15 protein-coding genes are annotated in these 16,347 nt (G+C 40.6%); 4 read left to right on the top strand and 11 right to left on the bottom strand.

Annotated features, from left to right (window positions below; genetic code table 11):
* Positions 1-58 precede the first annotated feature (58 nt).
* The 7 genes from OO773_RS05435 to OO773_RS05405 form a co-directional block, all read right to left on the bottom strand.
* Complete coding sequence (locus tag OO773_RS05435; protein WP_040499166.1) at positions 59-2,020, bottom strand: ATP-dependent helicase; 1,962 nt, start codon at positions 2,018-2,020, stop codon at positions 59-61.
* A 38-nt stretch (positions 2,021-2,058) separates the two neighbouring features.
* A complete protein-coding gene (locus OO773_RS05430) occupies positions 2,059-2,355 on the bottom strand; it encodes a ribonuclease H family protein (protein WP_264828465.1) in 297 nt (98 codons plus the stop codon).
* A 128-nt stretch (positions 2,356-2,483) separates the two neighbouring features.
* Positions 2,484-3,371 (bottom strand): DUF262 domain-containing protein, encoded by an 888-nt coding sequence (locus tag OO773_RS05425; RefSeq protein ID WP_264828464.1) that lies wholly within the window; start codon positions 3,369-3,371, stop codon positions 2,484-2,486.
* 3 nt (positions 3,372-3,374) lie between these two features.
* Positions 3,375-5,180: a flagellar hook-basal body complex protein gene (locus OO773_RS05420; protein WP_006564294.1), complete on the bottom strand. Its 1,806-nt coding sequence runs from the start codon at positions 5,178-5,180 to the stop codon at positions 3,375-3,377.
* Complete coding sequence (flgD, locus tag OO773_RS05415; protein WP_264828463.1) at positions 5,177-6,478, bottom strand: flagellar hook assembly protein FlgD; 1,302 nt, start codon at positions 6,476-6,478, stop codon at positions 5,177-5,179. Before flgD ends, OO773_RS05420 begins: the two co-directional genes overlap by 4 nt.
* A gap of 55 nt (positions 6,479-6,533) precedes the next feature.
* Positions 6,534-7,151 (bottom strand): flagellar hook-length control protein FliK, encoded by a 618-nt coding sequence (gene fliK, locus OO773_RS05410; RefSeq protein ID WP_158650314.1) that lies wholly within the window; start codon positions 7,149-7,151, stop codon positions 6,534-6,536.
* 297 nt (positions 7,152-7,448) lie between these two features.
* Positions 7,449-8,072, bottom strand: coding sequence for a hypothetical protein (locus OO773_RS05405; RefSeq protein ID WP_264828462.1), 624 nt, complete (start codon positions 8,070-8,072; stop codon positions 7,449-7,451).
* Positions 8,073-8,206: 134 nt separating this feature from the next.
* Here OO773_RS05405 and OO773_RS05400 point away from each other — a divergent pair, with 134 nt between their 5' ends.
* From OO773_RS05400 to OO773_RS05385, 4 genes are read left to right on the top strand one after another with little or no spacing between them, the layout of a single operon-like run.
* Positions 8,207-9,352, top strand: a complete 1,146-nt coding sequence (locus tag OO773_RS05400) for a YbfB/YjiJ family MFS transporter (RefSeq protein WP_040499172.1) — start codon at positions 8,207-8,209, stop codon at positions 9,350-9,352.
* A gap of 42 nt (positions 9,353-9,394) precedes the next feature.
* Positions 9,395-10,246, top strand: a complete 852-nt coding sequence (accD, locus tag OO773_RS05395; RefSeq protein WP_034376234.1) for an acetyl-CoA carboxylase, carboxyltransferase subunit beta — start codon at positions 9,395-9,397, stop codon at positions 10,244-10,246.
* Entirely contained in the window at positions 10,243-10,665 is a 423-nt protein-coding gene (locus tag OO773_RS05390; protein ID WP_006564298.1) for a 23S rRNA (pseudouridine(1915)-N(3))-methyltransferase RlmH, read from the top strand. Before accD ends, OO773_RS05390 begins: the two co-directional genes overlap by 4 nt.
* A 14-nt stretch (positions 10,666-10,679) precedes the next feature.
* Positions 10,680-11,747: a hypothetical protein gene (locus tag OO773_RS05385; protein ID WP_231102869.1), complete on the top strand. Its 1,068-nt coding sequence runs from the start codon at positions 10,680-10,682 to the stop codon at positions 11,745-11,747.
* Between the two features lie 18 nt (positions 11,748-11,765).
* Here OO773_RS05385 and OO773_RS05380 read toward each other — a convergent pair whose 3' ends face one another.
* From OO773_RS05380 to topA, 4 genes are read right to left on the bottom strand one after another with little or no spacing between them, the layout of a single operon-like run.
* Entirely contained in the window at positions 11,766-12,131 is a 366-nt protein-coding gene (locus OO773_RS05380; protein ID WP_233424242.1) for a U1 small nuclear ribonucleoprotein, read from the bottom strand.
* Between the two features lie 26 nt (positions 12,132-12,157).
* Positions 12,158-12,724: a nitrate reductase cytochrome c-type subunit gene (locus tag OO773_RS05375; RefSeq protein WP_040499168.1), complete on the bottom strand. Its 567-nt coding sequence runs from the start codon at positions 12,722-12,724 to the stop codon at positions 12,158-12,160.
* Between the two features lie 55 nt (positions 12,725-12,779).
* Positions 12,780-13,691 carry a radical SAM protein gene (locus tag OO773_RS05370; protein WP_232088462.1) on the bottom strand — a complete coding sequence of 304 codons (912 nt, stop codon included), beginning with the start codon at positions 13,689-13,691 and terminating at the stop codon, positions 12,780-12,782.
* A complete protein-coding gene (topA, locus tag OO773_RS05365; protein ID WP_006564301.1) occupies positions 13,684-15,975 on the bottom strand; it encodes a type I DNA topoisomerase in 2,292 nt (763 codons plus the stop codon). Before topA ends, OO773_RS05370 begins: the two co-directional genes overlap by 8 nt.
* Between the last annotated feature and the right edge of the window lie 372 nt (positions 15,976-16,347).

Below are 16,347 nucleotides of genomic sequence, written 5' to 3'. Positions count from 1 at the left end.
CTAGCAAAGCTTAAACGCGCTAGACTACCAGTATCGACCTAAAAACTAGCTTTGTAGGTTAAAGTCCATTAAAGCCCGCCTCTTTTAAAAAACATGAGGGTTCATAACGGGTATTTTTACGCCGATCCTCTCTAGCATAGGATAAATAAAGATGATCTTTAGCCCTAGTAACTGCCACATAAAACAAACGGCGCTCCTCCTCTAAACCTCCGTTTTGTTTGGCTAACTTGGTATTAGGAAAACGCTTTTGCATTAAATCAATCACATACACCTCGCTAAATTCAAGCCCCTTACTTGCATGCACGGTGAGTAAGTGTACCCCACTCCCACTATCCATTTCTTGAGAGTCAAGCCCTATTTCATTGATAAAATCTTTTAAATGGCCATATTTGCTAGACATCTGTACAAGTAATTCCCCCCGCCTTTTAATTTTCTCTAAAGCCTGCTCATAGCGGTTTGTATCCACACTTCCATCTTTATTTTTAGAGCGCTCCCGTGCAAGCTTTTGCATAATGTTATCAAACCACGCAGATTGCATAATGTGTTCTAGGCTTTGGGCGGAGGTTTTAAAAGAGTGGGTTTTACAAAGGATATAAAGATCTTCTAAAAAGCAGGCGATAGGTGGTTTTATTTTAGGGTGGCTTAAAAGTGGGTGATCTTTAAAATCAGAGCGCAGATCAAAAGGGGAGGTATTAGCCATAAAACCCTCAAACAAACCCATTTGGGGGCGTTTTATACTAGGATAGGGCTCTTTTTGATTAGGGGTGAGTAAGCCCTTTAGACTATTACCCTCGCCTAAAATCTGCAAAGCTTGGTAAAGTTCTGCACACAACTTAGCCCCTACCCCATGCCCATAGCCTAAAATCTGCATGGTTGCTACCATTTCCTTAGGCTGGATCAAAAAAGCACAAACATCTAAGAGTAATTTCACCTCTTTAGTATCAAACAAACCCACCCCACCCTTGCGAATAGAGGGGATACCAAGTAGCCGCAAAGCCGCCTCGCACCCCTCAGCACTAGCGTTATTTCTAAAGAGAATGGCCACTTCCTCAAAACGCCCCCTTAGCGCGATCTGCTTAGCAATGCCTTGATATTGATCTAATAACTCGTCATAAACCAAAAGTTTAGGGGTAGAGGGGTTGTTTTGTTTCACCACCTCTAAGCTTTTAGGATAAATGCGCGGGTTGTTAGCAATCACGCGGTTAGCCAGATTTAAAATAGCCCCTGAGGAGCGGTAATTTTTGCGCAAACTAAAAACCTGCGCGTTTTTATGTTTTTGTGTAAAATTACTGATAATAGAAATATCTGCCCCATTGAAGGCATAAATGCTTTGATCATAATCACCCACACAAAAAAGACTAGAGGGTTGTAGGGCATCTAAAATAGAATCTTGTAAGGGATTAGTGTCTTGATACTCATCGCATAAAACTTCACAAAAGGCTTTGGGCTGATGCTTGATCTGCTCTTTAAAAAGAATTAATAGATCGTTATAATCTACATAGTGCTGTTCTCTTTTACAGCTTTCAAAAAGCCCTAACGCGCATTCATATAATTCTGTGTACGCCTCTTGCTCAGGGGTGCGCTTTAATAGCCAACCTGTAAAACTTTGCGCGCAATTTTCATTCAGATAAGAAGAATACAGCTCGTATAAATACTTCGCGCTATAAACCCCCTCTGTCTCTATTAAAAAACTCTTCAGTAAGGTTTGCATATCTGTTGGTTGCTTTAAACTTAAAGAAGGGTCTTGTAGTTTAAGAAAACGATAAGCCACAGCGTGGAAAGTCCCGGCTTCAATTTTTTCAGCTTCCTTAGTGTAGCGTGCTAAACGCTCCTTCATCTCTTGGCTGGCTTTATTAGTAAAGGTGAGTAAAAGAATTTGGCGCGGATCAATGCCACTTGTAAGCAGGTGTAAAATCCGCCCCACAATAGTAGAAGTTTTACCCGTACCAGCAGAGGCAATCACTAAATTATGCCCCAAAGGGGCTTTTATAGCCTGTAATTGTTCGCTATTAAGTTGCAAAATAACCTACCCTTGATAAATTTTAAAAAGAACGCTTTTTATCCTCTAAGATTAACAATGGCATCTACCACTTTATTACACGCATCAGAACCGCGCTTGCACCATTTGTATTCAATATTTCTAAAACCACTCTCAAGAATAAAACCCTCGTTTTTACACTTATAACCATTGATCACAGCCTGATTATCCCCTATTACAAAAAGTTTATAACTAGAGTCTAGTTTGCCTTTTTTAAGCATGGGTTGTAAATTTTTCATGCTTGTAACAATGGCTTGTTTTTCGGCCTTAGAACTCTCATTAAGGCTTGATTTTAGAGGGCATTTGTAGCGATTCATCTCTTTAAAATATCCATTTTCAAAACTCTTTTACTAATACCCGACTTTTAGACTACAACCCTAGCAAAGCTTAAACGCGCTAGACTACCAGTATCGACCTAAAAACTAGCTTTGTAGGTTAAAGTCCATTAAAGCCCGCCTCTAATACTCTTTTCTCCAATGTGATCGAGGGTGGAGGTAGAAATTTTCTCTGTTAAATTGCCTGAGGCGTTATACCGCAAAATAAAAGAGATCAGCTGTAAAACCACCACACATGAGTTAAAGCCATAATCTAGGCTTTTAAGCTCATCTTGGAGTTCTTTAAAATGTGCCTCTAAATCAAAACCTTTTTGTGTGTTTTTAGGGGCGATATAAAACTTAGCATATAAAATTTCAGAAAGGCTTAATTTAGTACCCCCCGTATTGATACGGGTAAAAATTTTGATAATCTCCTCTAAAGAGGCGTCTGTGATCTCTACAATAGGGAATTTATAGTTTAAAAGCTTAGTTCTAAAACGCTCAAATTCCCTAGCCGTCTTTTTATCAAGCCCGTATTTTTCCTCAATATCATAAATACTCTCGTTTCTAAGCAAATCTGTAGCCCTAATTGCCTGCTCTATCTTTTCAGATTTTTTAGGTTTAACAAAGCAATATTCCCCATTAGCATCGGGCTTTACTCTTAATAAAATATCCTTGTAATCTTCCTCCACTCCCTTAGCTTGGGGTAGTGTTAAGCCCTCATAGACAAGGTAAAGCGCGCTCATGCGTTGTTGCCCGTCTAAAATATAGAACACTTCACCCTCTTTTAATTCTTTAGGCGCAGAGTCTCCCATGCTGCGGCAAGCTAATTTCTCTTTACTTTTCCACAGCACAAAAATACCCGTAGGATACCCCATTAAAATGCTGTCTAAAAAATTGGCTACTTGTTCTCTTTTCCACACAAGGCCTCTTTGGAAACGCGGGATCACATACTCCCTCTTTGATAAAAGCGCCACAATTTCTTTAAATTCTTTTTCTATGTAGTTATTAAAAGGCATGGATTATTTCTTTAAATTAATGGCCTCTTTGATCAGATCATCGCCCGTTGTAAAGGCTTTAGCATTCATAGAATAGCCGCGCTGCATTAAAATTAAATTCGTTAAAGATCGCCCGGCGTTGACATTACTAGTTTCTAAATATTTATGCATGATCTTGCCAAATTTAAGTTTGCCATCATCGCGATCCCAGCCTAAAATGGGGTTTCCGCTTAAAGGTACAGCGCGGCCATTGCGCGTAGCATTACTAATATCAAATAAATTACTCCCCACTTTTTTAAGCCCTTGATCGTTAGTAAAGGCTGCAATGCCCACCCGCCCCATAGTCTCAATCGCTCCATTGCTAAAGGATAAATGAATGATCCCATCATCATCAATGCGCATATTTCTTAATATTCCCTTAGGCTTGCCGTCTTGAGAAACTTGATAGATTCTAGAATCCTCATAGGGTACATCGCTAGATTCAAAATCATCGCTTTTATTGATTGAATAAACAAGAGGGTTACCTTTAAAATTAAGCGTGATAGGCTTAGATTGCATTTTACCCGCTTGATCAAAGGTGATAGTCTGGCGCACAGGTTTAGGGGTGATAGGGGTTTTATCACGCATTTCTAAAATAGAGCTTTCCACATCCCATTTTTGCTCTGTGGGCGGGGTTGCCATAGGGTCTTTAGAATTAGTCATGAAAAAATCGCTTTTAAGCAAATATTTATCCCCGGCCTTGTCATAAATTTCTGTAGTGGTGCTATAAAAAGGGATACGAATATTTACCGAATCGCGTGTCTCACCCTTTTTTAAAATCATGCCACTAGCAACCCAGCCTAATTTTTCTGCCATCTGGCCACCAATAAAGAGCGTAGCCTCTGGATCGCTAGGGTTTTTAATCTGTAACATGAGAGGCGAGATCACTTGATCGGGTTTGCTTTTAGCAATAGTGAGATCTAAATTAGCCTTGCTTTTGAGTAAGTTTTTTAAATCTCCTAAAGTGTGAAACTCATTTTTCTCAGGTCCGCCTGTGCCGTATTTAAAGGTTAAATCCTGAGCCATATCGCCCTTAACAATCATGATCTCTAAATTGCGATGCATAGCTAAATCCAAAGGTTCATTATCACTATTGGCTAATGCGTTAGCATCTTGATTTAAAAAGCGATTCGTAATCACCTCTCCATTTTCATCTAAAAGATACTCCTCAGCCGGGCGTACATGGTTTTTAGGGTTTAAATTCAAACTCATGTTAACTTTAGTACTCACCACCGGTTGGTACTGCACATCGCGGGGCAAATACAGCGTACTAAGTTTGCTACCCTTTAAAATCTTAGCTTCTGCATCTGCATTGCCTGCCATGAGTACGCCATTTTTAATCTTGTGTAAATCAATGCCATAAACATAATAGCCATGCGTGTTGACAATATAACCATCAGCATCGCGTAAAAAATTCCCATCGCGGGTAAAAAAGTTTTCTTGGCTTTGTTTATAGCCATCTTTATCAATTTCAAAACTCCCATCTTTATTAGGCCCTACAATAAACCACCCACTCCCTTGATAGGCCATGTTAAAATCTGAGTCGCTGGGCATATACTCGCCATCTTTATCTGAAATCGCATTACTCCCCTTAGCAACCCCAAAATTGCGATCATCAGCCGTAACATTATTACTCATCGAATCAAAATGGGCTGCAAAGAGAGATTTAAATTCAGGTTCATTCTCGCGATACCCCACCGTGTTGATATTAGCAAGGTTATTAGAAAGGCTATCAATTCCAAACTGGTGGGTTTTAATCCCGGAGTAGGCATGTAAGAGGGTGTCGTTCATGTGGAGCTTTCTTGTGGGTTAGAATGGCTACTAGCCCGTTCTAAAGGATTCATCTTAGGTTTTAAAGCAGTGTTAGGCGTTTCAAAGGCGCTTTTTGGAGTGGGGTGGGAGCTAGCGCTACTTGCTAGATTATGCGCTAGAGGGTGGTTATTGGGTGGGTTTTGGCTATGAGTTAAGGGACTTGAGCTATTAACTCTAGCTGTATTTTGATCTGTATTTCTTACTGGATTTAAAGGGGGTTTTTGGTCTGTACTTTGTGCCTTATTTGGCGTGTGCAAGCCTTGTTGTAGTGGGCTTTGTGGGGTTTTTTGATTAGATGCAAACGGGGTTTGTGTATTTATGGGGGCTTTTTGTGCGGTATAGAACACTTCACCCTCTTTTAATTCTTTAGGCGCAGAGTCTCCCATGCTGCGGCAAGCTAATTTCTCTTTACTTTTAGAGGACACAAAATGGGCTGTATTTTCGCGTTGCTCCTCCTCTTGGCGCGAATTAGTTTTATCATAAAATTCTAAAGCGCTATCCATAGGCAAAATCATCTCCCCCATGCGTAGCATAGGCTTACCCTTATCAAACACCACTCCTTGTATCTCGCCTCTACCAATGCGAGTATGTAGGTATTTATTACTCGTCGGGTTTAAATTGTATTCGGCAAAAACTTCATAAGTACCCGCTGGCACGGGTTTACCCTGATCGTTTAACCCGTCCCACTCAAAGGCTACATATCCCTGTTTGCCATTTTTCTCTTTTAAAGAGAGGGTGCGTACTAATTGTTTATCCTTATCAAAAATTTGCACCCCCGGGCTACCCTCACTTACTTTAATCGGCTCATCAAAATACAAAGAAAAATCCACCTTGCCTTTAGTAACATTAATCCCCTTCACATCGGTTTCAGCAATCTTACCAATCATAGAGACGCTATTTAAGCCCGCTACCTGAGCCATAGCCATGTTACTTTGCAAGGTGTTATTCATTCCCTTATTCAGATTTTCAAGGGTATCTTGGAGTTTGCCCTGAGAGTCTTTTAAAGATTTATTCGTCTCTTTAGTGGATTGCATCGCATCGGCTACTTCTTTCATCGCCTTTTTGTTTTCCTCTTGCATTTCTACTTGCGAGAGTTGTGCGGTCTGGCTGATAATTTTATCAGTCTCCATAGGTGCAGTGGGGTCTTGGTTTTTAAGTTGCTCTAAAAACAACTTCATGAACGCATCTTTATTTAAGCCATTGGCAACTTTGGGCTCATGTTTTTTCTTTTCCATTGCTGCCTTAGCCCCGGTTACCTCTGCTAAATCAATAGGCATGTGCGCCTCCAAAAGTGCAGGATTTGCGCCCATTATACACTAGAACTTCTACCTTTTAGGCGTAATTAGGGATTTGTGTACTAGTAGAGGGGGGCGCATTTTGATCGCGCATGGTAAGAGTGGGGGTTTGGGTAGATGGCTCTATATTTTGCTGGGGCTGGCTTTGCTGGGGCTGGTTTGGGTTTTGGCCTAAATTTTGTTGTTGTTGGGGGTGTTGTCCGGGGTTTTGGCCTAAATTTTGCTGAAAACTCCCCCCCGTATCGTTTTGGGCATTAAAGCGCAAATCTACATCGTTAAAGCCCATTTGGGCTAAATTTTGGCGTAACTCGCTTTGGTGGGTGGCTAAAAGAGCACTCACCGGCGGGCTAGAAGCCACACTCACCTGAATATTTTTACCCACTTGCTGAATCACAACCTCTACTTTGCCTAAATTATCAGGATTAAGTTCTATAGAAAGTTTTGTAATGGGTGGTTTAAAATCTAAAAGTTCTTGGCGTAAAATGGTGGCAAAATTTTTTAAGGTTTCTTTAATTTGAGGAGCTTGTAAAGAGGGTTGGGATTCTACTTTGGTGTTGTGCACAGAATGATTAGGCGTTTCTATAGAACTAGTTTTAACTTCCTCTCCTGTGTCTTTGGAGGGTGTGGGGGGTTTACCCGGACTTTGTAAAGGCAAATGGTTAGGATTAAAAGAAAGGGGAATTATGGCAGGTTTTTGTCTTAAAGGCCCTTCAAAGGCTTCTTCAAAGGCCTGTTTAATGTCTCTATCATTGGTATGGCTATCCTTGATGATATGAGAAGAGGGGGTTGGCGCTAGGTTTTTATTAAGTTATTAGGCCCTACAATAAACCACCCACTCCCTTGATAGGCCATGTTAAAATCTGAGTCGCTGGGCATATACTCGCCATCTTTATCTGAAATCGCATTACTCCCCTTAGCAACCCCAAAATTGCGATCATCAGCCGTAACATTATTACTCAGTGGTAGGGTTATTTTTAAGAGCCAATAAATCAGCTGTTGACATTTTATCTGCTTTAGCTTCTGGATTAGGGGAGGTTTTGGCTTGTGCTTGTGTTTCTGTGCTTTGATTTTTAGCGGTGCTTGCACCGGGTTTACTCTCATGCTGGATTTTACCTAACTTGAGTTGCTTAGCGCTATCTAGTTGTTTAATATCTGAGAGTTTGGCACTATTTTTTTTAAGGGCATTTGCCTTTTCAAAGGCTTTAGATTGCTGTGCAAAATTTAACGGGGCTTTATCCTTACCTTTAGCCCCTGCTGGGTGTGTTTCTTTAGGCTCTGTGCTTTTAAGGGGGGCTTTTTTATCAAGCAGTTGGGCTAGAGGGCTATTTGGAGAAATATGGGAGTGCCTAGTTTTATCGGTGTTTTTCTCAGAGGTTTTTTCTTCCTTGTTTAAATTCTTTGTCTTATCTGGGGGTACTTTAGCCGTACTAGGAGATGCTTTAAGGTTAGTTTTCTTTGTTTCAACAAGCTTTTTAAAGGCGTCCTTGTCCTCTGTAGCTGTGTGCTTTTTGCTAGCCCCTTGAGTGGGTTTGCTTTTAAGATTAGGGGCATTTAAGCCCTTGACACTGCTTGGCACAAATATCCTTGTGGTGGTATTGACAAGTTACAAGCAAAAGTAATTCCTCTAAGATAGCCTGAAATTGTTAACAAAAAAAGGAGTACAATTTGCCCTAGTTTCCCGGTCTAATTTTGAGGAGTTTTTTCATGACAATGCGTGTATTTGTGTGCTTTTTGGCTACCTTTGTCTCCAATGGTCTAGCCCGCTTTGGCTATACAGCTCTTATTCCCTTTCTAATTCTCTCTGGTAAGTTAACACAAAATCAGAGTTTACAATTAGGTATTGCTGTTATTGTGGGCTATATCTTTGGGAGTGTGGTTTTAAGTCTTTTGCAAAAACGCTTCTCATTAGAGAGCATTGGCAAAATGAGCTTTTTAATCATTGCGCTTAGTTTTTTTGCCTGTTATTTAGATAACTTCCCCTTTGCTTGGGCGTGGATTTGGCGCTTTTTAGCCGGTGTGGCCTCCTCTTGTTTGATGATTCTTTCAGCCCCCTTATGTCTGGGCTTTATCAAAGAACAATACCGCCCCTATGTGAGTGCCTTAGTTTTTAGTGGCATTGGCGTAGGGGTGGTGTTTAGTGGTTTTGCCTTGCCCCATTTTGCCCATATTATTTCTTGGTCCTGGATCTTTTTAGGAGGGCTAAGTTTTCTAGCCTTCCTCTGCTCACTCTCTTTAAAAACCCTGCATCCACCCAAACCCGCCACCATACAAACAGAAAAATTTAAATTTTCCTATTTTTTCATACTTTTACTCATTTCTGTTGCCCTCAATGCCATTGGTTATTTACCCCACACTCTTTTTTGGGTGGATTATCTAGTCCGCTTTTTACACTTCAATAAAGCCATTGCTGGGGCTTCATGGGCGTTTTTTGGCTTTGGGGCGGTGTTAGGTACTTTTTTAAGCGCGGGGATGTCTCATAAAATCGGGCTTAAAAACGCCTCTAGCGTGGTTTCACTGCTTAAAACCCTCTCTTGTATCCTAGCAGCTTATTGTACTAATATTTACTGGCTTAATCTCTCGATCTTTTTAATGGGCTTTACCACGACGGGCAATGTTGTTCTTACAAGTACCATGATTATCTACATCGTGGGTAAGGAAAATAAAGAGCATTTTGTGCTCGCTTCAAGTGCTGTTTTTCTAACCTTTGGGATTTTTCAGGCGCTTTTTTCTTTCTTTTTCACTTGGTGTTTGGGGGTTATAAGCTTTTATTGGATGTTTATGATTTGTACGGCTGTGTGTTTTTTAAGTTTTGCGGTATTGCTCCCCATTCCACAAAAAACTTTTAAAAGCGCCTAGTCCATGCTAAAATAGCCCTATTTTTTGATTGAGGATAAATGGATGGGTTTTGGAGACTTCTTAAAAAATTTCAAGAGAAATAGGGTGCAGTCTTCTGGGCAGGACATGCCAAGCCATTGGATTAAATGCCCAAAATGTGCAGCTCTCATGTATTATAAGGAAGTGTTTTCTAAGCACCATGTTTGCCTTAAATGCAACTATCATTTTAGAATGAGTGCTAATGATCGTTTAGAATTTCTTTGCGATCCTAATACTTTTGTAGAAAATGATCAAGAATTACAGCCCGTTGATCCTCTCAATTTTGTAGACAAGGAAAGTTATAAACAGCGCATTAAAAAACACCAAGCCAAAACAGGACGGCCTAGTTCTCTCATCAGTGGAGAGGGGCAAATCAATGGGATTTCTTTACAAATTGCTGTTTTTGACTTTGCTTTCATGGGAGGGTCTTTGGGTTCTGTGGAGGGTGAAAAAATTGTACGGGCAATTAACCGTGCTGTTGAAAAATCCCAAGCTTTGCTCATAGTTTCTGCTAGCGGAGGGGCGCGCATGCAAGAATCTACTTATGCGCTCATGCAAATGGCTAAAACCAGCGCCGCACTTAATAAACTCTCAGAGGCTAAATTGCCCTTTATCTCCCTACTGACCGATCCTACCTTTGGGGGTGTGAGCGCTTCCTTTGCTTTTTTAGGTGATTTAATCATTGCTGAACCGGGCGCGATGATTGGCTTTGCTGGGGCGCGAGTGATTAAGCAAACTATCGGGGCAGAATTACCCGAAGGCTTTCAAAGTGCAGAATTTTTGCTTGAGCATGGCTTGATTGATATGATCGTGCAACGCAAAGATTTAAAAAAGACACTCAGCGATTTAGTAGGGATGTTAAGAGAAAATAGATGACCTGCATTATTTACTCTATTTCTAAGAAAAATCCCCTCTATGCGTCTCTTTTTAAACACCACCAACAGGCGTGTTTACAATTTAAAACTAAGCTTGAAATTGTAGATATTTCTGTATCAAAAGAGAGCAAAGAGCACTATAGCAAAGCCTTTAACCCCTATCTTAAGCCAAATTCTTATGCCATGCACCCAACAGGTAAGCTTTATGATAGTCTGCAATTTAGCCAGCTATTAAGCACACATGCCCGCGTGCAGTTTTTCATCGCGGGGGCTTATGGCTTTGAAAAAACCTTTTTAGATAAATTAATGCCGCTCTCTTTAAGCCCGCTGACTTTAAGCGCGGGACTAGCTAAGCTTGTCTTGTGTGAGCAAATTTTTAGAGGGCTTAGCCTTTTAAACAAACACCCCTATCACAAATAAGAAATGGAGGCAATATGAAACTGCGCTACTATGGTACATTTACAATTTTATTTATGGCAGCTATTGGCTGGTATATCTACCACGCCACCCCCGAAAAGCTTACGCTCAATGTCGCACAACACACTTTTGTTTTACCCGTTGCTTTTTGGGTAGTGGGGGCGGTGTTTGTGTTTTTCCTTTTTACCCTATTTTTTATGCTCTTAGGAGGGATTGGTAGCTTTTTTAAACGCTACAAGGAAAAACGGGATTTTGAAAAACTTGTAGGGCAGATCATTGATCAAAACACCCACAATAGCTTTAGCAAGCAAAATTATTCTAACGCCCATTTTGCAGAACTTTCTAACATTCTCTCCCGCTTTTTTCTCAAAGAGGATTTAAACACAGCACAAAGTGGGCATGAAAGAGTTGATCAACTTTTTGAGCTTTATCAAAAAGTACAAAAGGGGGAGGAGGTGGAGTGGCAAAAATACCACCTAGACGCGCATAATTCTCTTTATACCCAAAATATTTCCAATAAAATAGATCGCGATCTGAAATACGCCTCTTTCGTTCTTAAAAAAGAGGGTTTTAGTCCGGAGGCTAAAAAACAAGCGCTTATCAATATTATCCAAAGAGGCTCTTTAAAAGAAATCCCTAAGGTGCTTAAAGGCGCTAAAGAGCTAGTGGATAAATCTGTTTTGGCGGTTCTTTTGCAGGTATTTTGGCAAAAAAATGTGGGTTTAAGCCAAGTAGAAGTTGTGGAGCTGTGTGCGGGGGTGGGTTATGATAAACAGCAATATTTGCAAATGGCGCTAGATTCTAAACCCTTTTTATCCCCTGATGATTGGTTTAAATTCTTTGAGCTTTTAGCTAGCAAAGACGAGTTAGCTGAAAAGGCTTTATTGTTTGTGCTATTAGATTTAGAGATGCTTGAGCAGGCTCAAGAGCGTTTAAACACCCACCCTCAAGATGAGTTTTTAATTATCAAGGCCTATTTGGAGTTGAAAAAATCTAACCAGACCTACCCGCTTGCTATCTTCTTTGGCTTGAGTAACCCGCCTGTTAAATTAAGCAAAACAGATAATACGCCCTCCACAAATTAGGCATTTATCCTTGCGTTTTCACCACCAAGGCCCATACATCATGGGCATGCCTCCTATCATCGGATACATGCCATAAGGATACATGCCCATAGGGCTTATCATCGGACGCATCATCATCGGGTTGTAGGGAATATAGCCCGCTCCTGTTGGAGGCAGAGCCGAGAGAGCAAATTTACCCCCGTGGGCAAGTTTAATACCGGCTAAAAAAATATCATGGAAAGACCCGTATTTTTTGGGCTTAAGTGCCACAGGAATATCCCCATCTTTATTGCCCACACACTCGTTTTTCATCTCGTTACACTCATTAAGAGTATCTACATCGGGGAGTTTAGGGTTAACATCTTTAGGATCGCCCACCCAGCACCCCCAAAAAAATACAGCCACGCCCAAGCACTGGAAAGTTTTCAAATTTATTGTCTGTTTTTAGAGTGCTTGCTATAATCTTTAACCCCGACATTGACCACATTTATAAAATCGGAGCGATACTCTAAAGATTTATTGGTAAAAACCGGTTTGAAATTATTTTTCACAAGAGGCTGGGCGTTGGCTTGGGGAGCATGGCAAAGAGTGCAGTTAAAACGCGCATCGCTCACATTACCCTTTCTAGTGGGGCGGTTATGCCTAAAGTCAAAAAAATGCGATTGGGGTACAGGTGTTGCCCCCACGGTTTTAGCCACAGCTGGCATATGACAACCCAAACATTGGTTATTATCTTTTGTAATGGGGAGTAATCCGGTGGTGTCATGGGGGATCATGGGTGGGGCATTTTCATAAGCCCGTTCGAATCGTTGGCTTTCTCCGGGAGGGTTTTTATGGAAATTATAGTCATGCAAGTGCAAATCCTTTTCGTCCTCCAGAGGGGCTTTGCGTAAACCAATTTGTGTATCGCTTAATAAGGATATATCTTTTTCATGGCTTGGACTAGCATAAAGCCCACTTGTAAGTACAACAGCTAAACATAAGGCGCGTATTTTCATGTTTTCCTCCTAATATTGAGCTTTTAACGCCAAAATTATAGCACACTAAAGAGATCTAAGGCAAATGATAAAAATCCACCAATCCGACTTTTTTAACCACAATTGCCCCTTCTTGGTAGAGAGATTTTAATTCTACTGGTAAAAGATAATAATGTGCCTCATCTACACTTAGGGGGCGGTATTTGAGTAAATCTAAAAAAACCTTTGGGGTGGTTTGTAACTTTGTGGTTTTAAAGGGAATGCGGCTAGGTAAGCTAATGGGCAATTTTTCAAAATAAGTGGCTAATTTGAGTAGGTGATCAAGGGTTAGAGGCTGGACTTTATAAGCTGGAGGGCGATCGATACTACTTAAATCCACACGGGCTAGATTAGGGACTTTTTGTAAAAAGGCGGCTAAATCTTGAATATGTGCTTCTTGATCGTTAATCCCTGCTACTAATAGCACCTCTGCAACTAACATGCCTTGATACTGGCTAGCAAAATCTAAAATGCCCTCTAAAATAGTTTCTAAAGCTAGATTTTTATGTGGACGATCTATTTTGTTAAAAACTTGTGGCCAAATGGCATCTAAAGAAAATTTAACGATGTCATAGTGTAAAAGCGCTTTTTGTACTTCTTTGTTGCCAAGACGCGCACCATTGCTTAAGATTAAAGACTGCACACCACTAGGAATAAAGGGCTTTATCGCGGTGATGAGCTCTTCTAAATGAGGATAAAGAGTGGGTTCGCCATTAGCTGTAGTGGTGAGTACATCTAAATGATCGTATTTATAGGTTAAAGCTTGTTTGATCTTAGAAATTAAAACCTCTGGGGGTAAAGCTGTGTGCATACTTTCCATAGGTTTATTAGGCGTGAGTTCGCAGTAAAGACAATCAAAATTACATTGCTTAGCCTCCCCGGAAACATCAATCCCTAAGGACCAACCAAAACGGCGTGATTTAATAGGCCCAAAAACTAAATTAGGCATCTGCTGGCTCTGTAAAATCACATTTTAAGCAATTATGAAGGCTAGGTTTTTTCTTATAAGCTTTTAAGACCATTAAAGAACCACACTGCGGGCATGGTTTTTCTATGGGTTTATAATTGGTTAGAAAAGTACAGGTGGGGTAATTATTACAGCCATAAAAAACCCCCCTCTTGCTTCTTTTTTGCACCACCTGCCCCTGACACTGCGGGCATGGATAGGCAGAGCCCTGTTCTTTGGGGGTTTGTGAGCGGATATTTTTACAGGTGGGGTAATTACTACAGGCTAGAAATTCTCCAAAACGCCCTTTTTTAACCACCATAGCAGATCCGCATTTTTCACAAGGTTCTATATTTTCAGAGTCTTTAGAGGTGAGTTGGATAAATTTACACTTAGGATAACCACTACAAGCAACAAAAACCCCAAATCTACCTTTTCTTTGCACTAATTCTGAACCACATTTTGGGCAAAACTCTCCGGTGGGGATACTGACTTTCTGGGAGGCAATTTGGGCTTTTCCAATTTCTATTTGTTCCATAAAAGGCATGTAAAAATCCATGAGCATTTGTTGCCAAGAGGCTTTATTGCCGGCAATGGCATCTAATTTATCCTCTAAACTAGCGCTAAAAGTGGCATCTACAATATTGGTAAAATATTTTTCTAAAATGCCAACAACTACAAAGGCGTTTTCAGTGGGGGTTAGTTGTTTTTTCTTGAGCTGTACATAGTTGCGGCTTAGTAAGAGGGTAATAGTGGGGGCATAGGTGCTAGGTCTACCAATGCCTAAACTTTCTAAAGTTTTAATTAAAGAGGCTTCAGAATATCTAGCAGGGGGTTCTGTGTGGTATTCGCGGGCTTGTATTTTTTCTAAGGCGATGGATTCTTGAAGGGTTAAGGGCGGGAGGAGTTTATCCTCGCTGTTATCTTTAAGAACTCTATGATAGCCATCAAAGATCAATTTACGCCCACTGGCTTTAAACACAGCCTCTAGCGGTGTACCAATTAAAATCTGTTGTTGTTCAAAGATGGCATCACTCATTTGAGAAGCTAAAAAGCGTTGGTAAATAAGGGTATAAAGTTTGTGTTCTTCTGGTTTGAGATAATCTTTGGCAATATCAGGGGTAAAGCTTAACTGTGTGGGGCGGATAGCTTCATGGGCTTCTTGGGCGCTTTTATTCTTAGAAGTATAATTTTTGGGAGTTGGTGGCAAATAAGGGCTACCATAGGTGTTTTGGATAAATTCTCTGGCAGCTTGCTGGGCTTCTTTAGCGATGTGTAAACTATCCGTGCGCATATAAGTAATTACCCCGCTAATTCCATCAGGAGTAGCCACACCCTCATAAAGCTTTTGGGCAATGCCCATAGTTTTAGAGGGGTTATAACCCAAATGGGTAGAGGCGCTTTGTTGCAAGGTAGAAGTCATAAAGGGAGGCGGGGTAGGAGAGGTTTTATTTTTATGGCTAATTCCTTGGACATGGTAAACTTGATCCTTTAAATTAGCTACCATTTCTAAGGCTTTTGCAACATCAGTTAAACTTTGCTTTTTAATTTTAGTACCCTGATAACTTTCTAAACTCGCTTCTATCCCATGGGCAAAGATAGCCTCAATATTGTAATAAGTAAGGGGTTTAAACGCTTGGATTTCTTTTTCACGATCCACAATAATTTTTAAGGCTGCGCTTTGTACGCGCCCTGCACTCATGCCCCGCGAAATTTTATGGGCTAACAAAGAACTTAAACTAAAACCTACGATGCGATCTAAAAGTCTTCTGGCTAGTTGGGCGTTAATTTTATCAATATCTAAAGTTTTGGGGTGCGCTAGGGCGTGCAAAATAGCTGATTTGGTAACTTCGTGGAAAACAATACGGGGGAGGGCAAAAATAGGGTTGTTTTTGGGGCTATTTGTTTGTGTTTCTAAATCTAAGATTTCTTGTTTTATAGAATGAGAGGTTTTTTTAGCCCCCTCTTGTTTTTCTTGGATCAGATAGGCAATGTGATAACCAATGGCCTCCCCTTCGCGGTCTTCATCTGTAGCGATATAAATTTGTGAGGCATCTTTGGCTAAATCTAAAATCTGGCTCACAATTTCTTCATGATCTTTACTCACCGTGTACTTAGGGAAAAACTTCTCATCTTCAATATGAATCCCCATAGCATATTTGCTTAGATCGCGTACATGTCCTTTGGAGGCAATAACTTGGTAATTAGGATCAAGAAAATGCGCGATTGTTTTAGCTTTCGTGGGGGATTCTACGATAATGAGATTTTTAGCAGACTTTCTTCTCATACAAACTCTTTTTTTGATTTAGTAGTGGGCGGCATTATAAACTATTGTGAAGTGCCCAAATGCTAGAGACATTTAGGCTTCCTAGGCTGATGTTGCCCGTAGGGAGAGTTTGGTTCTCACTCTGTGTCCCTATGGTAGGGATTTTACAGAGTTGAAAGCTCCAACGCATTCCCTACAGGTCTCACACATCATATATCCAAAGGCGTAACTTTCGGCACTTCCTGCCGTAGATACGAAATGTACGCGGGTATTGTACCACAAAAGTGGGAATAGTGGGATTTCTGCCAAGAAGGCTTAAAAGACATTGTAGTTAACAAGTTATGGAACAGCCCTTGCTTGGTGTGCGTATCATAATTAGCAAAGGATGCAAAG

Origin of the sequence: Helicobacter suis HS1, from assembly GCF_026000295.1 — a bacterium.
GTDB lineage: Bacteria > Campylobacterota > Campylobacteria > Campylobacterales > Helicobacteraceae > Helicobacter > Helicobacter suis.
The sequence above is the reverse complement of the archived record's forward strand: the minus strand, read 5'-3'. Positions and strand labels throughout refer to the sequence as shown.

Excerpts from the sequence above, each read along its gene's own strand:
- OO773_RS05430 (WP_264828465.1), bottom strand. The coding sequence starts at position 2,355 with ATGAATCGCTACAAATGCCCTCTAAAATCAAGCCTTAATGAGAGTTCT.
- OO773_RS05425 (WP_264828464.1), bottom strand. The coding sequence starts at position 3,371 with ATGCCTTTTAATAACTACATAGAAAAAGAATTTAAAGAAATTGTGGCG.
- OO773_RS05420 (WP_006564294.1), bottom strand. The coding sequence starts at position 5,180 with ATGAACGACACCCTCTTACATGCCTACTCCGGGATTAAAACCCACCAG.
- flgD (WP_264828463.1), bottom strand. The coding sequence starts at position 6,478 with ATGCCTATTGATTTAGCAGAGGTAACCGGGGCTAAGGCAGCAATGGAA.
- OO773_RS05400 (WP_040499172.1), top strand. The coding sequence starts at position 8,207 with ATGCGTGTATTTGTGTGCTTTTTGGCTACCTTTGTCTCCAATGGTCTA.
- accD (WP_034376234.1), top strand. The coding sequence starts at position 9,395 with ATGGGTTTTGGAGACTTCTTAAAAAATTTCAAGAGAAATAGGGTGCAG.
- OO773_RS05390 (WP_006564298.1), top strand. The coding sequence starts at position 10,243 with ATGACCTGCATTATTTACTCTATTTCTAAGAAAAATCCCCTCTATGCG.
- OO773_RS05385 (WP_231102869.1), top strand. The coding sequence starts at position 10,680 with ATGAAACTGCGCTACTATGGTACATTTACAATTTTATTTATGGCAGCT.
- OO773_RS05375 (WP_040499168.1), bottom strand. The coding sequence starts at position 12,724 with ATGAAAATACGCGCCTTATGTTTAGCTGTTGTACTTACAAGTGGGCTT.
- OO773_RS05370 (WP_232088462.1), bottom strand. The coding sequence starts at position 13,691 with ATGCCTAATTTAGTTTTTGGGCCTATTAAATCACGCCGTTTTGGTTGG.
- topA (WP_006564301.1), bottom strand. The coding sequence starts at position 15,975 with ATGAGAAGAAAGTCTGCTAAAAATCTCATTATCGTAGAATCCCCCACG.